General features: G+C 55.9%; 14 protein-coding genes. 3 read left to right on the top strand and 11 right to left on the bottom strand.

Features of this window, described 5'->3' with window-relative positions; all coding sequences use genetic code 11:
- Positions 1–11 precede the first annotated feature (11 nt).
- The 5 genes from IPN69_14175 to IPN69_14155 all read right to left on the bottom strand — a co-directional run bounded on the left by IPN69_14175 (position 12) and on the right by IPN69_14155 (position 5,382).
- Positions 12–383 (bottom strand): hypothetical protein, encoded by a 372-nt coding sequence (locus tag IPN69_14175; GenBank protein MBK8811858.1) that lies wholly within the window; start codon positions 381–383, stop codon positions 12–14.
- Positions 384–417: 34 nt separating this feature from the next.
- The gene (locus IPN69_14170; GenBank protein ID MBK8811857.1) at positions 418–2,802 is read right to left on the bottom strand and encodes a UvrD-helicase domain-containing protein; all 2,385 of its coding nucleotides are present in this window, start codon (positions 2,800–2,802) and stop codon (positions 418–420) included.
- Positions 2,803–2,899: 97 nt separating this feature from the next.
- A complete protein-coding gene (locus IPN69_14165) occupies positions 2,900–4,672 on the bottom strand; it encodes an amidohydrolase family protein (protein ID MBK8811856.1) in 1,773 nt (590 codons plus the stop codon).
- Positions 4,669–5,223: a hydrolase gene (locus tag IPN69_14160; protein MBK8811855.1), complete on the bottom strand. Its 555-nt coding sequence runs from the start codon at positions 5,221–5,223 to the stop codon at positions 4,669–4,671. The genes IPN69_14165 and IPN69_14160 overlap by 4 nt, the downstream gene beginning before the upstream one ends.
- A 3-nt stretch (positions 5,224–5,226) precedes the next feature.
- Positions 5,227–5,382 carry a hypothetical protein gene (locus tag IPN69_14155; GenBank protein ID MBK8811854.1) on the bottom strand — a complete coding sequence of 52 codons (156 nt, stop codon included), beginning with the start codon at positions 5,380–5,382 and terminating at the stop codon, positions 5,227–5,229.
- Between the two features lie 94 nt (positions 5,383–5,476).
- Between IPN69_14155 and IPN69_14150 the strand changes: the two genes are divergently transcribed.
- Positions 5,477–7,327: a tetratricopeptide repeat protein gene (locus IPN69_14150; GenBank protein ID MBK8811853.1), complete on the top strand. Its 1,851-nt coding sequence runs from the start codon at positions 5,477–5,479 to the stop codon at positions 7,325–7,327.
- Positions 7,328–7,920: 593 nt separating this feature from the next.
- Complete coding sequence (locus IPN69_14145) at positions 7,921–9,567, top strand: M20/M25/M40 family metallo-hydrolase (GenBank protein ID MBK8811852.1); 1,647 nt, start codon at positions 7,921–7,923, stop codon at positions 9,565–9,567.
- A gap of 456 nt (positions 9,568–10,023) precedes the next feature.
- On the opposite strand, the gene IPN69_14140 is transcribed toward IPN69_14145, so the two are convergent.
- A complete protein-coding gene (locus IPN69_14140; GenBank protein MBK8811851.1) occupies positions 10,024–11,124 on the bottom strand; it encodes an ABC transporter permease in 1,101 nt (366 codons plus the stop codon).
- Positions 11,125–11,256: 132 nt separating this feature from the next.
- Positions 11,257–12,894 (bottom strand): trypsin-like peptidase domain-containing protein, encoded by a 1,638-nt coding sequence (locus IPN69_14135; GenBank protein ID MBK8811850.1) that lies wholly within the window; start codon positions 12,892–12,894, stop codon positions 11,257–11,259.
- Between the two features lie 177 nt (positions 12,895–13,071).
- On the opposite strand from IPN69_14135, the gene IPN69_14130 reads away from it, so the two are divergent.
- Complete coding sequence (locus IPN69_14130) at positions 13,072–13,476, top strand: (2Fe-2S) ferredoxin domain-containing protein (protein MBK8811849.1); 405 nt, start codon at positions 13,072–13,074, stop codon at positions 13,474–13,476.
- Between the two features lie 114 nt (positions 13,477–13,590).
- Here IPN69_14130 and IPN69_14125 read toward each other — a convergent pair whose 3' ends face one another.
- From IPN69_14125 to IPN69_14110, 4 genes are read right to left on the bottom strand one after another with little or no spacing between them, the layout of a single operon-like run.
- Positions 13,591–14,466 (bottom strand): hypothetical protein, encoded by an 876-nt coding sequence (locus IPN69_14125; protein ID MBK8811848.1) that lies wholly within the window; start codon positions 14,464–14,466, stop codon positions 13,591–13,593.
- Positions 14,467–14,521: 55 nt separating this feature from the next.
- On the bottom strand, positions 14,522–15,604 hold the full coding sequence (locus IPN69_14120; protein ID MBK8811847.1) for a VWA domain-containing protein: 1,083 nt from the start codon (positions 15,602–15,604) through the stop codon (positions 14,522–14,524).
- Between the two features lie 53 nt (positions 15,605–15,657).
- Positions 15,658–16,293, bottom strand: a complete 636-nt coding sequence (locus tag IPN69_14115; GenBank protein MBK8811846.1) for a hypothetical protein — start codon at positions 16,291–16,293, stop codon at positions 15,658–15,660.
- Between the two features lie 4 nt (positions 16,294–16,297).
- Entirely contained in the window at positions 16,298–16,780 is a 483-nt protein-coding gene (locus IPN69_14110; GenBank protein MBK8811845.1) for a hypothetical protein, read from the bottom strand.
- Positions 16,781–16,949: the final 169 nt, after the last annotated feature.

Below are 16,949 nucleotides of genomic sequence, written 5' to 3'. Positions count from 1 at the left end.
CCCAAAGTCGGTCACTTTTTCTCGCCTTCTTTCTTTTCGGCCTTGTCCTTGATGTATTTCTCCTTCGCTTCCTTGCAACCGAGGGCGATTTTCTCCTTGTCGTTCTTGTTCTCTTCGATATTCGATTTGATCGCTTCCTTTGCAATGTCGATGGCGAATTCACGTATCTTGCGGGCGACGAATCCTTCGTCGGGCGCTTTCGAATCTTCGTTCATCAGGTCGATGAAGTCGTCGCATTCCTTGACTCCCGTTTTTGCCATTTGTTCGGTATTCGAATTGCCGGCCGAGCCCGGTTTTTCGCCGCCTGAGAAGATCTTGCCGCATCCGAGGCCGGCAACCAGCAGGAAAACGACGGCCGTCAATAAAGTGATTTTGTTTCTCATAATTTTCATTTAACGCACTAACGAACGATCAAGTTCACGCCTGTTCAAGATTCGCGTACTTTTCAATCAATTTCTTTTGTCCGAATCCCGGGAAGCTCACCGTCAGTTTGACGTTGTCGCCGCTGCCTTCCCGTCGCAGAACCAACCCCTTGCCGTATTTTGCGTGACGCACGTGAGCTCCGGGAACAAAGGAATTCGGATCTGCGGCTTCGGATTTCGGAGTCGCCTGCGATCTTAGCTTGTCGAACCCGGAAAGCGGCTTTGGTTCCGAACTCGCGGGCGTCTCGATCTTCTTGTTCTTGAAGAATTCGGCAATTGCGTCGGTCGAGTTGTAGGTCTTTCCGGTATATAGGTTTTTCGGCTTTTGCGGCTCGCGCGTCTCGCCGCGCAAAGCCGCAACAGCGTGCTTATTCGATTTGTTCGCGCCGCCCTGAGCGAACGAAAGCCAACTCGAACCGCGCGACAGGTCGCGGATCAACTCGAGCGGCATTTCATTCAGAAATTGCGACGGCTCGGCCGCCATCTCCTCGCCATAGACCCGCCGGCGCATCGAATGCGTAATGTAAAGAAGCGTTTCCGCTCGCGTGATCGCGACGTATGCAAGACGCCGTTCTTCTTCAAGTTCCTTCGGATCGTTGATCGAACGGGAATGCGGAAAGATTCCGTCTTCGAGTCCGACCAGGAAGACGACGGGGAATTCGAGGCCCTTTGCCGAATGGACCGTCATCATCGTCACCGCGGCGTTGCGGTCATACTTGTCGGTGTCGGACGTCAACGCCGCGTGATCGATAAAATCGCGCATTCCGTCATTGTCCTGCTTGTCGTAATCGACGGCCGCATTGACGAGTTCCTCGAGGTTCTCGAGCCGCGCGGCGGACTCGTCCGAGTTTTCGGCACGCAGCATCGCCGCGTAACCCGTGTCTTCGATCGCCGCGACGACGGCTTCCGAGACGGGACGCTCGGATTGACCGACATCGCTGATCTTTTTCGAAAGGTTCTCGATCGTCGCGCGGAATCTACGCATCGATTCGAGCGCCCGCGGAGTCAGATTGACGCCCTCTTTATGCTCGAGATTCGTCAGGATTCCCATCGTTTCCCAAAGCGAACTGTTGAAGCTTTTGGCGTGCATCGCGAGTTCGTCGAGTGAAGTTTTCCCGAGCCCCCGCGGCGGCGTGTTGACGACGCGGAGCAGCGCGATATCGTCAAACGGGTTGAGCGCGAGCTTCAAATATGAGATGACGTCCTTGATCTCGGCACGCTCGTAGAACGAAAATCCGCCGACGATGTTGTAGTCGATTCGGTATCGCCGAAGAGACTCTTCAAAAAGCCGCGACTGCGCGTTCGTCCGATAAAGGATGGCCACGCGTTTGCGCGGATCGCGACGGCGCAGTTCGTCGATCTGCGAGGCCACGAACCGCGCCTCGCCGTCGCCGTCAAACGCTTGAAAATAAAGGATCTTATCGCCGCCCGGGTTCGACGTCCAGAGTTTTTTCTTCTTCTGTTCGACGTTGTTCTCGATGATCGCGTGCGCGACGTCGAGGATCGTCTGGGTGGACCGGTAATTCTGTTCAAGGAGAACGGTCTTGGCATTCGGGTAATGCTGTTCGAAATCGAGAATGTTGCGAATATCCGCCTGGCGAAACTTGTAAATGCTCTGCGCGTCATCGCCGACGACGCAGATGTTCTGCTGTTTCTCGGTCAGATACCTAATGAGCGAGAACTGCAGCGGATTAGTGTCCTGATACTCGTCTACAAGAATGTACTTGAAGCGGTCGTTGTATTTCTCGCGTATCTCGTGGTTCTGTCGCAAAAGCCTCACGGTCTTGATCATCAGATCGTCAAAGTCGAGCGCGTTCGCGTTTCTTAGACGTTCTTCGTAAAGCTTGTAAACACGCGAGATAGCCTGCCGACGCTCATCGGTGAACTCGACTTTCGAGGCATAGTCGTCAAAGTCCTCGCCGCGGTTCTTGGCGTTCGAAATGGCACTCAGGATGATTCGCGGGGCAATCTGCTTATCGTCAAAACCGATATCCTTGAGCGATGCTTTTATGACCTTGAGCGAATCGTCCGTGTCATAAATCGTGAACGATTTCTTGTAGCCCTCGTCGAGAGCTTCGATGTCGCGGCGCAGAATTCGAACGCAAAGCGAGTGAAAGGTCGTCACGAGCGGCGCGGATTGGAGCTTTTGCCCGGAAAGAAGCGATTCGACCCGTTCCCGCATCTCGCCCGCGGCCTTGTTCGTGAAGGTTACGGCCAGAATATTGTGAGGCGCGATATCCTTTTCGGAGATCAGATAGGCGATGCGAACCGTGATCACGCGCGTTTTGCCGGATCCCGCTCCGGCGAGTACAAGAACCGCTCCGTCCGCGGTCGTTACCGCCTCGCGCTGTTGAGGATTGAGTGATAAAAGAAGTTCCATAAGTTGAATAGAATATTAGAAAGGAAAAAGGCAAAAGGCAAAAGGGGAAAAGGCGAAAGGGTCAGTACCGCCTGCGTCAGCGGGCGGGCAACCGTCATTAAGTGACACTTCGGCTTTGACCGGGCGACGCCGCGCAGTTGTGATTAGCGTGAAGGAAGTCGCCGAATCTTTCGTTGCCGAACGATTCGCTGAATCCGCCGTTTTCCCAGGCGGCTTTGCCGTTGATCAGAACCAGTTCGACGACATCATCGTTGCGGTTCACCAGTCTTGAATATCCGCCGAGGAACTCCGCCGAATGATATTGATGAACATCGTCCGACAGCTTTGCCGGATCGATGACCGTGATGTCCGCGCGTTTCCCGGGTTCGATGGTTCCCGCGTCGAGATTGAAGAAATCGGCGTTCTCTTTTGTCAGCCGCCAAACGGCCTTTTCAAACGACATCAACGGTTCACCGCGTTCGTGTGATTCCTGAACGTAGCGCAGCACACGGAGCGGGAAGTTGTAGAACGCCATATTGTCGATGTGCGCACCGGAGTCGGCGAACCCGAAGATGCCGTTCTGATCGTTGTAGAGTTTTTTGTAACGCCGCGGATCGTGATTGCCGATCGTCGTTTTCCATTGGACCTGTTTGTCAAGGTCGACGACGATGTCGAGAAACGCGTCGACCGGATGCTGGCCGCGCTCGTCGGCAAGCTCCGTGAACGACTTTCCGATCCAACTTTTGTCGGGGGCGTCGACGACAAATGCGTCGCCGAAATCCTTTTGCCAGACCTTTGGCGCGAGCTTGTTCTTGTAATGCTTCTTGAATTTCCGGCGATATTCTGGATCGTTCAGGGTCGCGTTTCTTTTGGCAAGGTCGTTCGCCAGGTGACGCGCCAGGGCTCCGGTCGGGAATTCCTCGAAAACGACGAGATCCATTCCTTTCGCAAAAACGGTGAACGGCACCGGGAACGCCTGTAGCCGAAAATCGGCGCGGCATATTTTGTTGAAGAACGACGCGAGGCCGCTGAGGAGCGGATAGATGTACGGATCGCCCTTGAGATCCATCATCGCGACGATCGATGTCCGCAGACTCTTTCGCCAGAAAAACGCCGAACTCTGGAACATATACCAAAGACTCGCAACGCGGTTGACGAGATCGGGAACGCCCTGAAGATGCGCGCCGCGGCGACGGACGATGTCGGTCAGCGCCCGGCGTTCGGCGCTCTTGGCATACGTCGCCGGAAGAAGTTTCGACCAATGGCGTCCGTCCATTTTGTCCCACGGGTTATGCTGCATCGAGATGCCGACGAATCCGGCATCGAGCGCCTCCCCGAGCATCCGGGACATCTCGGAGATCTCTTCGTTCGTCGGCCGTTCCGACGTGGAGAGGCTGCGGTCTATGCCCATCACGCGCGCACGGATGTCCGAATGCCCGATGAACGACGCGATGTTCGGGCCAAGTTTGAGACTTTCGATGTGGCTCACCCATTCGCCCGGAGTCGACCAGTTCTTGCCGTCCTTCAGCAATTCGAAAAGGATCTCCCGCGGAAACGCCTCGACCCGGGTGAACATATCCGCGCAATCCTCGAAATCGGCGTAAACGAACGACAGGGAGCAACCGCCGAGCAGGACCGAGGTGACGCCGTGGCGAACCGATTCTGAGAGCGAGGGAGCGGCGAGAACTTCGCCGTCGTAATGCGTGTGGTTGTCGATAAAGCCGGGCATCACCCATTTGCCGTCCGCATCGAAGACCCGGGTTTCAGGCGCATCAATGGCGTTTTCGGAGATCTCGGCGACGCGTCCGTCGCGGACGAGGACGTTCGCGATCCGCGAAGGCTCGTCGAAACCGCTGAAAACCCGGCCGTTCTTGATCAGGATGGAGTTCATTTCACAAGTGCCTGGATTGCTTTGAAATGCTCGTGTTTCGAATCGCGCATCAACTCGAAAAGGACCATTTCAACTGATGACGGCACGGCGCCGCTGCCGATGATCTTATCGATTCCCACACGCCGGTCGCGATCGAAACGCGAACCCACGGCGTCCGTCAAAAGATGAACCTGAAAACCCGAATCAAGCAGATCGTGCGCCGTTTGGTTGACGCAGATGTGCGTTTCAAGACCGCACAAGACGACCTGACGGGCGCCGGTTTTGTTCAAAGCGACGAGAAAGTCCGCCGCGCCGCATGAACTGAAAGTTGACTTTTCGACTATTTCGGCCGATTCCGGCAATACGTCGAGTATTTCCGTTATCGTGCGTCCGAGCCCCTTCGGATATTGCTCGGTAACGATGATCGGCAAGCCGAGAATGCCGAATCCGCGGACGACCGTGGCGACGCGGTCCGCGAGACCGGCCGAATCGGCGACGACGTTTCGGAACGCCTCCTGGAAATCGACCACGACAAGCGTTGTTTCTTCGGGATCAAGAATGTTCGAATGCATAAGCTATTTGGCCTTCTTTTCGCTTTCGCGGCGTTCTTTCTCGCGCTTTTCCTTGGCGTACGTCTTGAAGAAGAAGAAAACCGTCGCCGCGCAGACGATCAGGATCAGGACCATCATCCCCGCAATGAAATATATCTCGGCAAGTCCGGAATTTGGCATAGTTGCATCTTAACGCAGCCCGATTCCGGCTGGCAAAGCAACCCGGTCCGTTCGCGTTGTATCATAACCGCCGGGGCGTTTAGTATTGTCGGAGATGTTCGGGACAAAGGCATTCACGATCGCCGGATTGCTGCTTCTGCTTTGCGGGACGCTAAGCGTGTCGGCAACTGAGAAATGGCTGCGGATCGAAACGGAGAACTTCGGCGTCATTGGTGATGTTTCGGAGATTGAGCTGCAGCGCGTCACCTCCGAGTTTGAGGCGTTGCGACGCAAACTCAGGGAACTCGATCCGAAGCGGGAGTTTCGGCAACCCGTGCCGACGACCATCCTCGCAATTCACGATTTGGGGAGTTTGCGCCGATTCTCCGAAGGTGACAGCTTTTTTGTCGACGGCGTTATGCAGAAGTGCATTGTTTTCCGGTTCGGCGATGCGGCCGCAAGACGAAACGCGTTTCGCAATTTTGCAATGCTGCTGATCGACAACGAGTTCGGTCCCGATAGAATGCCGGCTTGGCTTCGCGTTGGAGTCGCCGAGTATTTCTCATCCATCCGCTTCGTTGGCGATGCGGCGGACCCGTCTGAGATCGCGACCGATCCGATAGGGAGTCGCCGCCCGATCGCGCTTGAGACCCTGTTTGGGACGGACCACTACTCGTACAATCGCCAGACGCGCGAGACGGCAACGAATTTCGCCGCGCGATCGGCTTCGATCGTCGCACATCTTCTCACCTCGAAGATCGACTATTTCCCGGAGCTCATCAGAACGATCGAAATTGGAAAGCCGACCCTGATCGCGCTCTCGGACGGCTATCGAATGCAGCGGTCGGACATCGAACGAATCGTGAAGCCGGCGCCGGTTCCTCGATTTCCGCCGACAAAAGCGCCGAATGCAGAGGGAAAGACCCGGACCGTCGGCGACCTTGAAAGGCGGGGTCTGGTGGCTGAGATCCTGATCGGGGTCGGACGTTGGGATTCGGCCGCAAGCGAGGTCTCCGTTGGCGAGAATTCGTCGCAAATCCTGACGATCAAAGGGCTGATTGCCGAACGGGCGGGAAAGTACGCGGCGGCGATCGACTCTTTCGAAGCGGCGATCGCCGCCGATCCGTCCGATTACCGTCCGAACTTCGTGCTTGCGCTCGTCCTGCTCAAACGGGAATCAACGGAATTCGGCCTGTCGTCGGGTTTTACCGAGACGACCGCGGTCCGGGTCCGCAATTTGCTCGAACGAACGATCGAGCTCGCCCCGGATTTCGGCGACAGTTATCAGTTGCTGGCCTTTCTCAATTCAGTTCGCGGCGAAGACCTGCTGGAGACCTACAACCGAATGGAGGACCTCCTCAAGATCGCTCCCGGGAATTTTTGGTATCGGCTGCGGGCGGCCGAACTGCAGATCGGTCTGCGGGATTTCGCGAGCGCGCGCCGGACACTTTTGCGATTGATCCGATCGGCGGGCACAGACCGGATGCGGATCTACGCCGAGAACACGCTGACGCGGATGACCTCGCTCGAACTTCAGTTGGCGTCGCTGAAAGACAAGGTCGAACGCGACGTAGACGGCATCACCGACAAGCCGATGAGCGACGAGGAGATCGCCCGGCGGCGCGAGCGTGCGCTGAACGAATCGCTCAATCTCGCACTGCGAATTCCCGCGCCCGAGGAGACGCGGATACTCGGGAGCATCGAACGCGTCGAATGTTCCCCGGCATCGGTCATCGTTTTGGTGCTCAGCGAAGGTCGAACGTACAAACTCCGGAGCGCGGCGATCGACGGCATCTTCCTCACTTCCTATGTCGACAAACTGGTCAACGCGGAGTTTGGCTGCGGGGTGCCGAACCGAACGGCGGCGGCCGTCGTCACATTTCGACCCGCTGCCGGCGCGACGAATTCGGGCGAATTGGTGTCGATCGAGTTTGTTCCGTCGAGTTTTAGATTTTCAACGAAATAAGAATCAACATTTTGTGGGAAGCGGCCTGGCGCGAGACTGCTCGAAGAAAAACCGGAAACGCTTCGTGTGAGCTTCGTGTCCTTGGTGATTTAGCCGGGATTGTGCATTAGCTGTCCAATCGGGGGGCGCACGGCGTGCCGACAAAACACGGATAATTTAAGTCCCTTGGCATCGGTCACTTGAAAATTTGTTTCTTGAGAGAGAATCTTCAGGCAGCGCGTTTGTTTGCCCTAATTGAACCTAACGTCTGTCGAACGAATCGGCCGTGCCTGAAAGGCACGCAGGCAATAGCGTCGGGAGCATTCCGACGACTGCGCGAAAGACGAGGCCTTTCGTCCCTGAAAGGGACGCCGGAAGAAACGATTGATTCCTTTGTCCCTTTAAGGGACGGCCGATCATTAAAACCGAGTCGTCGGGATGCTCCCGACGCTATTATCTGAATCCCTTTCAGGGACAGATGGAAATGCTTAAGTCGTCGGATGCGTAAATAGGGTTTAAGTATTGCCGCGCACCTTTGAAAACTTCTGAAACCTCGAAGGCGTTTTCGCCGTCTTTGAAACTGTTCTGCAATTCCGAAACAATACGATCAAATTATGAGAAAAACGATTGTCGTCTTTTTGTTGTTGGTTGCCTTCGTCGTCCAAGGGTCTGCGCCGGTGTTTGCGCAGGAACGCGACGAGGTTTATGCGAAGATCCGCAAAGAGGGAATGGAAAACTCCCAGATAATGCGGACGCTTCAGGTTCTGACCGACGTCTATGGTCCGCGTCTGACGGGTTCCCCGAATCACAAGGCGGCCGCGAACTGGGCCGTCGCCGAGATGACCAAATGGGGATTCGAAAACGCCGCGCTCGAGCCTTGGGATTTCGGCCATCCGGGATGGGTGAACGAGCGGGCATCTGGTTTCGTAACGTCGCCGGTCCAGGATTCGCTTGTGTTCGAGGTTCTCGCGTGGACGCCGGGAACGAAGAAGGCGGTCCGGGGACCGGCGTTCCTGCTCAAGATTCCGACGAAACCGAACCCGAACAATCCGAATTTCCAGATCCCGCCGACGCAGGATGAGCTAAATGCCTATTTTGCGACCGTCAAATCGCAGATCAAGGGCAAGATGGTGTTCGTCGGCAAGCCGGCCGTGATCCCGGTCAATATCACGCCGGGCCCGAAACGGCTTGACGACGCGACGCTCAAGCAGCGCTTCGACCCGAACGCGCCGCTACAGCCGCCGCCGGTGTTTCCGCAACCGCCGACGCCGCAACCCGGGCAGCTTACCGGACAACAGGTGGCCGAACAGCTCGACCAATTCCTCGTCGACAACAAGGCCGCCGTCCGCATCAACGATGCCGGCCGCGAGCACGGCCAGATCCGCGCCTTCAACAACCGCAGCTTCGATGTTTCAAAGACGGTTCCGACGGTCGTAATGCGCAACGAGGACTACGGCCGCATCTGGCGAATCGCGGAAGGCGGGTCGCCGGTGGCCCTCGAGTTCGATATCCGAAACCGGGTTATTCCGGACGGAACGACTTCCTACAACACCGTCGGCGAGATCACCGGTTCGGACAGAAAAGACGAAGTCATTATGCTTGGCGGGCATCTTGATTCGTGGCACGCGGCGACGGGCGCGACCGACAACGCGATCGGTTGCGCAATTATGATGGAAGCGGCGCGAATTTTGAAGGCTTCCGGCGTCAAGCCGCGCCGAACGGTCCGCGTGGCGCTCTGGTCGGGCGAGGAACAGGGGCTTCTGGGTTCGCAGGCTTATGTGAAGAGGCACTTTGGATCGTTCGAGACGCCGCTCCCCGGATATGAGAAGTTTGGCGGCTATTTCAATATCGATTCGGGCACGGGCAAGGCACGCGGAATGTCGGTTTTCGGTCCGCCGGAAACGGCCGCGGTTCTGCGTGAGGCGCTTGCGTCTTTCTCCGATTACGGCTTTATGGGAGTGATGAATTCGCGCAGCCGTGGACTCGGAGGTTCGGATCACACGTCATTCAATCAAGCGGGACTTCCGGGAATCGGCGTGATGCAGGACCCGATCGAGTACGGGACGCATACGTGGCACACGAATCTCGACACGTACGAGCGGATCATCGAGGACGACGTCAAGAAGTCGGCGATCGTCATCGCCGCTGCGGTTTACGCGCTTGCGATGCGGGATGAGCTTCTGCCAAGGTTCAACTCGGCGGATATGCCGAAACCGCCGCCGACGCCAACGCCGAGCCCGAGTCCGAGCCCCAAGAAGTAGAAGTTTCGCTTCATGCCTCATTCTCGTGGAGCTGAGTTAAACAGAAATCGCGCCCGTCCGAAACACGACGGGCGCGATTGTCTTGGGTCTTCTTTCCTCAAGGTGACTCTTGCGGTTTATTCTGGATTACGGATCAGGGAACTTTGAAAAACCTGCTTGATTGAAGCGACAGGCCGTTCTTGACAGAACACGGATGGGGCGGGATGAAAACGATGATTTGAGACCAACTCGGCGCCATTACGGTCGAAAAGACAGATGATCTTATCCCGCCGATCCGTGTTCATCTGTGGTTACCGCCCCCGATTTCCTTCAAGCCGGTATTTCAAAGTTACCGATCAGCGAGTCTTGCCCGTGAATCTTCGCGAATCCGCGCCGATAGCCATTCCAAGGTCCTGCAAGCGAACCCGTTTTTTTGAATTTGGTCCGCCAGACGGGTATGAGCGCCGAGATATGGGTCTATTCGTAGCTCAGCGCCTCGACGGCGTCGAGTCGCGCCGCTTTGAGTGCCGGGTAGATGGCGCCGAGGACGCCGCCGAGCAGGCCGACGGCCATCGTGATCGAGATCACGACCGGGCTGATCTCGACTTCGAGCGTCGTGAAACGTGTCAGAACGAACCTCAACAGGACTGTCAGCAAAACTCCCGTGACGATGCCGCAAAAGCTCAGCAGCAGCGCCTCCTTGGCGATCGTTCCGGCGATCTTCGGGTTGCTCATCCCGAGCGACTTCATAATTCCGATCTGGCGCGTGCGTTCGGTGACGGTCGTGTACATCGTCAACAGGATAACGAGCGCGGAAATCACGGCGGCGACGCCGATGATCACGTTCAAGAACACGTTCAACGCCGGAATTCCTTGCATATAAAGCTCTTCGAGCTGCGATGTAAGCAGTATCTGATTCTCGGGAAACGCCTTTCCGAGTCGTTCGGCAACCTGCTCGGGCGCGACGCCGGGTTTGACCTTGACGAGAAACGCGGCGGCCTTTCCCTCGCTGCCGAGTTGAGTCTGCATTTGCGCCAAAGAAACCTTGACCCGCGCGCCCGCGGCCGGTTCATAGGTTCCGACGATCGTGAACGGCTTTTCCCATATCTCGATCTTGTCGCCGATCTTGTATTTTTTCTGTTTCTGAAATCCGGTGTCGATGACGGCTTCGTCGGCGCCGTCGGAGAACTTTCGTCCCTCGATAACGCGCAAACCCGCAACCGGAGCATATTCGTCGAAATTGACGCCGTCGATGAGACGGCTTCCGGTGGCGGAATCGGCCTTGACCGAGTTCTGCCCGATCGGAACGGCCGTTTGGACGCCGTCGACCTTTTCGATCTCGGATTTCAGCCCAACCGGAAGCCGGAGCGTTTCCGAGCCGCTCAGCCCGATCGAACCCGAACCTCGAAAAAAGATCTCCGCGCCGACATTCGCCTCGCGCGTCGCGCGCTCCCGCATCGTGCCGTTTGATAACCCGACCGTGAACACTATAAGCAAAACGCCGATCGCGATGCCGAGAACGCTGACAACCGTCCGCGCCGGCCGATGGAGCATATTTGAGAAAACGAGATTTTCCATTAGTTTTGAGTTCCGCCCTCTGGCAACCATCTTCTGGCTTTCGCCGCCGAAGGCCAAACTCTCACGATAGATAAATGATGGACAAAAAGCAAAGAACGAAGATCGCGCGGCCTTTGAAGGCGCAACCCCAAACTAATTCCCGGCGGGTTTCGTGTTGGTGTTTGACTGCGGCGTGGTCGCGGCTTGATTTTGAGATTCCGCGAGGAGTTCCTCGGGCGATTTCCACCCGGATTTCTTGAGAAGATCGATCGCGAAGCTGATCGGGACGGCCATATTCGCGGCAGTATTCTCCGTAAATATGCCGAAATTCACGCCGATCACCTTGCCTGTCTGTCCGAACACAGGCGCGCCGGAACCTCCCTCGGCCGTCTTTGCGTCGTGGACGATGCGCCGGGAATCGAGGTCGGTTATCGCGCCTTGGGTCAACAAGGGTGCGATCCGCAGGTTCTGCGCCAAAAAGTTGATGATGCACTGGCGAAGTCCGTTGCATCTGGCATTTATCCCGCGCGCTTCCGTGTCGTCAAACATCGCCAGCAAACGGTCCGGACCGCTCGGATAGCCCATCGAGACGACGGTTTTGCCGATCGTCATCGCATCCGGGCTGGCGTCCAACGGAAGCACGGGGATCTCAGTTGAAATCTTCGCCGGATCGATCGATGCGACCGCCAGATCCTGGCGTCCGCCAATTTGCCGTTCCACAAGCGGGAATGGTTGCTTATAATTCGGGAAATACACGAGCAACTTCTTTATCCGAGGTTTGCCGTTGCCGTCGCGCATCATCTGCTTGATCAGATCATCGTCCTCCCACGGCCGCAACACGTGCCGGTTCGTCAGGAGAAATCCTCCGCCGACGTGAAATCCGGTGCCGATAAAGTCGTATTCGATCGGCGTTCCGTTGCCTTCCGTCGTCAATCCGACCGGCCGATCGATCGGAACCTGATCTTCGGACGGTGCAGGTTCGTATGGGTTTGGCGAAACCGGTTGTACCTGCGGATAACGCAGAGTTTTGTTGTTTGCCTTGCTGACGAGTTCATACACGCCGACGATCAGGCAGACGCCGTTGCCGTATTCGACGCGCAGATTCGGTGCGAGCGAGACCGATTTGATGATCTCCTTGTTCGACTTGTCGATCTCGCCGATCTGATCTGAGGTCTGTCCGAGCCGTTCTTCGAGTTTGCGGATGAACTCGCTCTGCTGTTCGCTCTGTTCGCGATTCTTTTTGAGTTCACGGTTGACGGCGAATCCGAGATAGAAGATGCCCGAGACGAATCCGATGATCAGGACAAGCGCAACGAGCTTCGATGTAAAACTGATCTCGCGCGAAAGTTCGCGGACGAATTCCTTGAGAAAGACCTTGGCGTCATCGCGCTTCGGAGATCCGGCCGATTCGAGCGCGGCTTCCTCGATGAACTGCGCGACGTGCGAGTCGCGGCGCGTCGTGATAAGCGACGAACGCGTCGCGGGCGCGAAGAACGCGAATGCGATATCGGTGCCGTCGATCGAAATTCGGTCGCCGTCGCTGATCGCAACGTAGCGTCGCACCGTTTGACCTGAAGGATCGACGAAACGCAGTTCCGAATTGGCATTGATGATGCGATAGACGTTTTCCGTGAGTTCGAGCTCGAGCCACGTACCCTCGACGTTGACGTCCTTCGAGTGGATCTGGATGTCGTTGTGTTCGGACGAACCGATACTGATACGGTCGTCGGAGAAGAACTCCGTCCGCTTTTCGCTACCGACCGAAATGTGGATCACCAGGTTCGTTGCCATTGCCCGAAAATACTAATATACAACAATCAGTTTCCGAATTGATAGGAAAAACTATAAGCAAAATGGCTTTGGTACAAAGAATTCTTATGTCGCAGAACGGGGCCCGCGAACTGATTGAAAATGGAATTGAAACGCACCCGCTTGCGCGCATATCCAACGAACGATTAGCATTGGACTATGAGTGAGGTCAAGTTCATCGACGATCCCGAGAAGCTCGAGAAACTCGCTCCGGTGATCAACGCGCCGATCCGTCGGCACGTTTTCGTGTGCACCGGCAAATCCTGTTCGGCGGTCGGAAGCGCCGACGTCAAGCGGGCATTCGAGGAGCAACTTGAGTCGAAGGCGTTGCGTTACGGGAAGGAGTCGAAAGGGCGGAATCCGAACGGCGAGATCATCCTGACCGAATGCGGATCGGTCGGTTTTTGTTCGCTCGGCGCCGCCGTTTGTGTCTATCCGGAAGGCGTCTGGTACGGCCAGGTTCGAGAAGAAGACGTCGGCGAGATCATCGAGGAGCATCTCGTGAACGGAAGAATCGTCAAACGGCTCGCACTTATCGACGGGATCCGAAATTCCGACATTTGATCGCGAAGTTCCGAAGAAACAAATGGCAACGCCCGTGTGCGTTGCCATTTGTGTGATTTCTGATTTCGAACCAAGTCCGCAATCACAAATCCCGAATATCCCGAATCCCAAATTTTACGGAGTGACTTTGACGCCGAAATCGAAGAACTTCGACCCAACCGCCGTGCTCGCGTTCGAGTTTCCGGAATTCAGAAGGTAGAACGCATACTCGCCGTTCTTGAGATCGGTCTTCGGCGTTACCTTGAAGACACCGTTGCCGAGATCCTGGGCATCGAATTCGACGACATACTCGTCCGAAAGCCCGCCTTTCGCTCCGAAGGCGTTGGATTTGCCGATCGTGACCTCGCGATTGTCCTTCCGGATATTGAAACGGACCAACGCGAATTCGCTCGGATTTGCCGGAATTCCGCTCGCCGTATTCAAGCCACCGGTCTTGCTGTCGAGATAGAAATAGAAGACCGGTCGGACCGAGTTGAGCTGCATTTTTGCGGTTGTTCCCGGCAGATTCGTTTTGATCTTCACCTTGCCGATCCCGTACGTCATCGATGAAGTGAACATTCCGCCCGTTCGGTTCTGCTGAGATACCGTCGCAGACATTTGCGTCATCTTTCGGGAACCGTCCTTTTCTTCGTACATATAGAGTCCGAAGTCGTGGGGAGCGGTCGGATCGTTCGGATCGGTCGCCGCTGAACTCGTGTTCGCGTTGACGTTTGCCGTCGTCGAAGCGCCTGTTTTCGCCGCCAGCATCGCGCCGACGATATCATCCGAAACGCCGGCCTGTTTGAGCAGGATCAGTGCGTCGGTTGAAAGATCGAAATCCGATTTCGACCCCCGGATCTTGTCAACGATGATCGAATTGGAAAGACCGGCTTTTACAAGCGATACAACGTCGGCGTTCCTCATCACTTCCTGAGCCAGGACGTTGATGCCGCCGATGACGAGCATTGAGATCGCCAGCAGAACAATACGAAAAAACTTGGTTGGTTTCATTTCTATCTCCTAAATTTCAGATTTGATCGAGGATCGAGGGGAAAAAGACGAACAATCATCGATCCGCACTAAGTTCATAGCCGTTCCGGGCCCGGACAACGAGATTGGGACGGTAGACACGAACCTTAATGGCGTATCTTACACCAACTTCGCGGTTGCCGCTAGGGTAATATCCCAAACTGTAGACTCGGCGCAGTTCGTCGGCGACCGTCTTGAACGCCGAAGCCAGATTCGTCGTCGACGAGACCTTGAAGGTTCGTCCTCCGGTCCGATCGGCAATGTCTTCTACGAATTCATTCGCCGCCCGATAGTCCTCTTCGCGTTCTCCTTTGACCCGCGGTTTGATGACGGCATACGGCCGATCGTCCTCGTCGTACCGGATCTCAGCTTGATTTTGCCGCGTTTTCTGAACGTCTTCGTACGTGTCGTACTGGATCGGATAGAAGATGACCTCCGTTTCGGATATCGAACGCATAACCGATCTTGCGTCGAACGACTGGCTTGTCGTGTCGACGCCGTCCGACAAAAGCACGACCGCTTTGCGCCCCTTGATCGTTGAAAAATAATCCCTGAGCACACCGTCGATCGCTGAATAAAGACTCGTTCCCGAGCCTATCCGGGTTGCCTCGACGGCGAGTTTCAAAGCGTATCGATTGTTCGTCGGTTTGCAAAGGACGCGGACCTTCTCATCGAAGGCGACGATCATCACTTTGTCGTCGGGTTTCAGCTGGTTGATGAAGGAGAGCGCCGCGGACTGGATATCGGCGATCTTGAAAACGCTTGAGTAGCTCATATCGAGCAGGAGCGCGACCGTAAATGGCTGTTCTTCGGCGGCGAAGTACGCGATTTCCTGCTCGACGTTGTTTTCGAAGATCTTGAACTCGCCCTTCCGCAGATTCGTCAATGCGCGGCCCGAGCGGTCCGTGACCTGCGTCGGGACGATGATGAGGTCGGTTTCGACCCGAATCGTTTCGTCGTCATCGGTCTTTTTCTCCGTTTTTCGCGGTTTGTCCGATTCGCTCGTTTTGCGCTCGAGGGTCGGTACGCTTTCCGAATAGGTCTTGACGTTGCCGGACTGCGCGACGCAAACGGTCGTCAGGGCGGAAAAAAGCAACGCTGCGGTTATGTATCGATCCATCTTAGGTTTGACGGGACGATTATAAACGTTTGCGTCCGACGCGTGAAGAGAATTCAACCGATTAACGCCGTGTCGAGTTTTTTCGCGATCTCGCGCGCGAGATTTTCTGCGAGGCTGCCCCACGAAGTCGTCTCGCCGGCAGCGATCACAGCGCCGCTGCGGCGATCGTAAATGCGAAACGTGTAGCGATGCGTCAGCAGAGAAAGCGGCACAAAACCGATCTCGACATAGAAATCCGCCGATTCCTTGTAGCGGACGATCGAGAGATTCAGGCGTTTCCATTCCTTGCGTTTGAAAAGCTCCTTTTCGAGGGCCTGCCTTGACGGATGGATCGACGATTTCTCGATCGCGATTGTCCTGGCTTCGCCGTTCCGAGCGGTTGGAACCGTGTTCGGCCGGTCAGAATCTGAATAGCCGACGGATTCGGGCTTTGGCACGTTGACCGGCGTCTTGGGGGCCTTTTCCATCATCAAGGCGATGATCTCCGAATCGACGCCTGCGTTTTTGAGTTCGATCAGCGCGTTGACCGAAACATCGAACCTGTTTTCGGAACCGTTGATCTTCTTTGCGATGATCGATGTTCCGAGCCCGCTCTTTACCATTTCGACGACTTGCAGGTTGGTCAGGGTTTCCGTTTGCGCGAATACGCCGGTGGTTGCGAGAAGCAATAGCAGAATAAGGTTTTTCATAACATTACTTCTGATCGCCGGTGCCCTCGACCTTGACGCCGCTTCTGGTTTCAAGGGTCGGCAGAATCAGTTTGCGGTTCCGTTTGCTTAGCTTGAGAACCGCAAAATCCTTGTCGGTGCGGATCGTCAGCCAATGCCGGCGGTGTTTGGAGAAAGCCATCGGCAAGGCGACGAGCAGCAGCGGCGGAAATATGATCGACGCCGCTCCGAGCCCGAGCCCCGTCTTCCAACGCGGGTTCTTCGTATAGGAATACTCGGCGGCGCGTATCTCACTGTACTTAAACGATTTCGAGATCTTCTCGCGGCCGGACGATTCAATCAACAGCGCGTCTTCGAGGAATGTGACGGTGACCGACCTTTCATCGATGTTCTTGCCGTCCTGAACGAGAAGTTCGATCTTGTCAAACGTTTGCGCAGTTGCCGGAAGAACGCCGCTGATCGAGAAGATCAGCAAAAGGTTGACGAGCGTTTTCTTTAGTTTATCCACGATTCGACGATAACAGGTTTCGGTGCGTCGGATCGCGGGAGTTGTCGGAGTTTGTCGGGTGTCACAATCAGCGAAGCCGTGTGTTCTGATCTACAGACCCTGTTCGCGCTTCGCGCTCATTGCAAGCGGGGACACTTGTGCTCCAGTCGCTTTGCGCTCCAGTATTAAA

Source organism: Acidobacteriota bacterium (assembly GCA_016715115.1).
Lineage (GTDB): Bacteria > Acidobacteriota > Blastocatellia > Pyrinomonadales > Pyrinomonadaceae > JAFDVJ01.
This window is presented reverse-complemented; position numbering and strand designations above follow the sequence as displayed.

Bases quoted from the DNA above. Each gene is read 5' to 3' on its own strand.
- IPN69_14175 (MBK8811858.1), bottom strand. From the start codon at position 383: ATGAGAAACAAAATCACTTTATTGACGGCCGTCGTTTTCCTGCTGGTT.
- IPN69_14170 (MBK8811857.1), bottom strand. From the start codon at position 2,802: ATGGAACTTCTTTTATCACTCAATCCTCAACAGCGCGAGGCGGTAACG.
- IPN69_14165 (MBK8811856.1), bottom strand. From the start codon at position 4,672: ATGAACTCCATCCTGATCAAGAACGGCCGGGTTTTCAGCGGTTTCGAC.
- IPN69_14160 (MBK8811855.1), bottom strand. From the start codon at position 5,223: ATGCATTCGAACATTCTTGATCCCGAAGAAACAACGCTTGTCGTGGTC.
- IPN69_14155 (MBK8811854.1), bottom strand. From the start codon at position 5,382: ATGCCAAATTCCGGACTTGCCGAGATATATTTCATTGCGGGGATGATG.
- IPN69_14150 (MBK8811853.1), top strand. From the start codon at position 5,477: ATGTTCGGGACAAAGGCATTCACGATCGCCGGATTGCTGCTTCTGCTT.
- IPN69_14145 (MBK8811852.1), top strand. From the start codon at position 7,921: ATGAGAAAAACGATTGTCGTCTTTTTGTTGTTGGTTGCCTTCGTCGTC.
- IPN69_14140 (MBK8811851.1), bottom strand. From the start codon at position 11,124: ATGGAAAATCTCGTTTTCTCAAATATGCTCCATCGGCCGGCGCGGACG.
- IPN69_14135 (MBK8811850.1), bottom strand. From the start codon at position 12,894: ATGGCAACGAACCTGGTGATCCACATTTCGGTCGGTAGCGAAAAGCGG.
- IPN69_14130 (MBK8811849.1), top strand. From the start codon at position 13,072: ATGAGTGAGGTCAAGTTCATCGACGATCCCGAGAAGCTCGAGAAACTC.
- IPN69_14125 (MBK8811848.1), bottom strand. From the start codon at position 14,466: ATGAAACCAACCAAGTTTTTTCGTATTGTTCTGCTGGCGATCTCAATG.
- IPN69_14120 (MBK8811847.1), bottom strand. From the start codon at position 15,604: ATGGATCGATACATAACCGCAGCGTTGCTTTTTTCCGCCCTGACGACC.
- IPN69_14115 (MBK8811846.1), bottom strand. From the start codon at position 16,293: ATGAAAAACCTTATTCTGCTATTGCTTCTCGCAACCACCGGCGTATTC.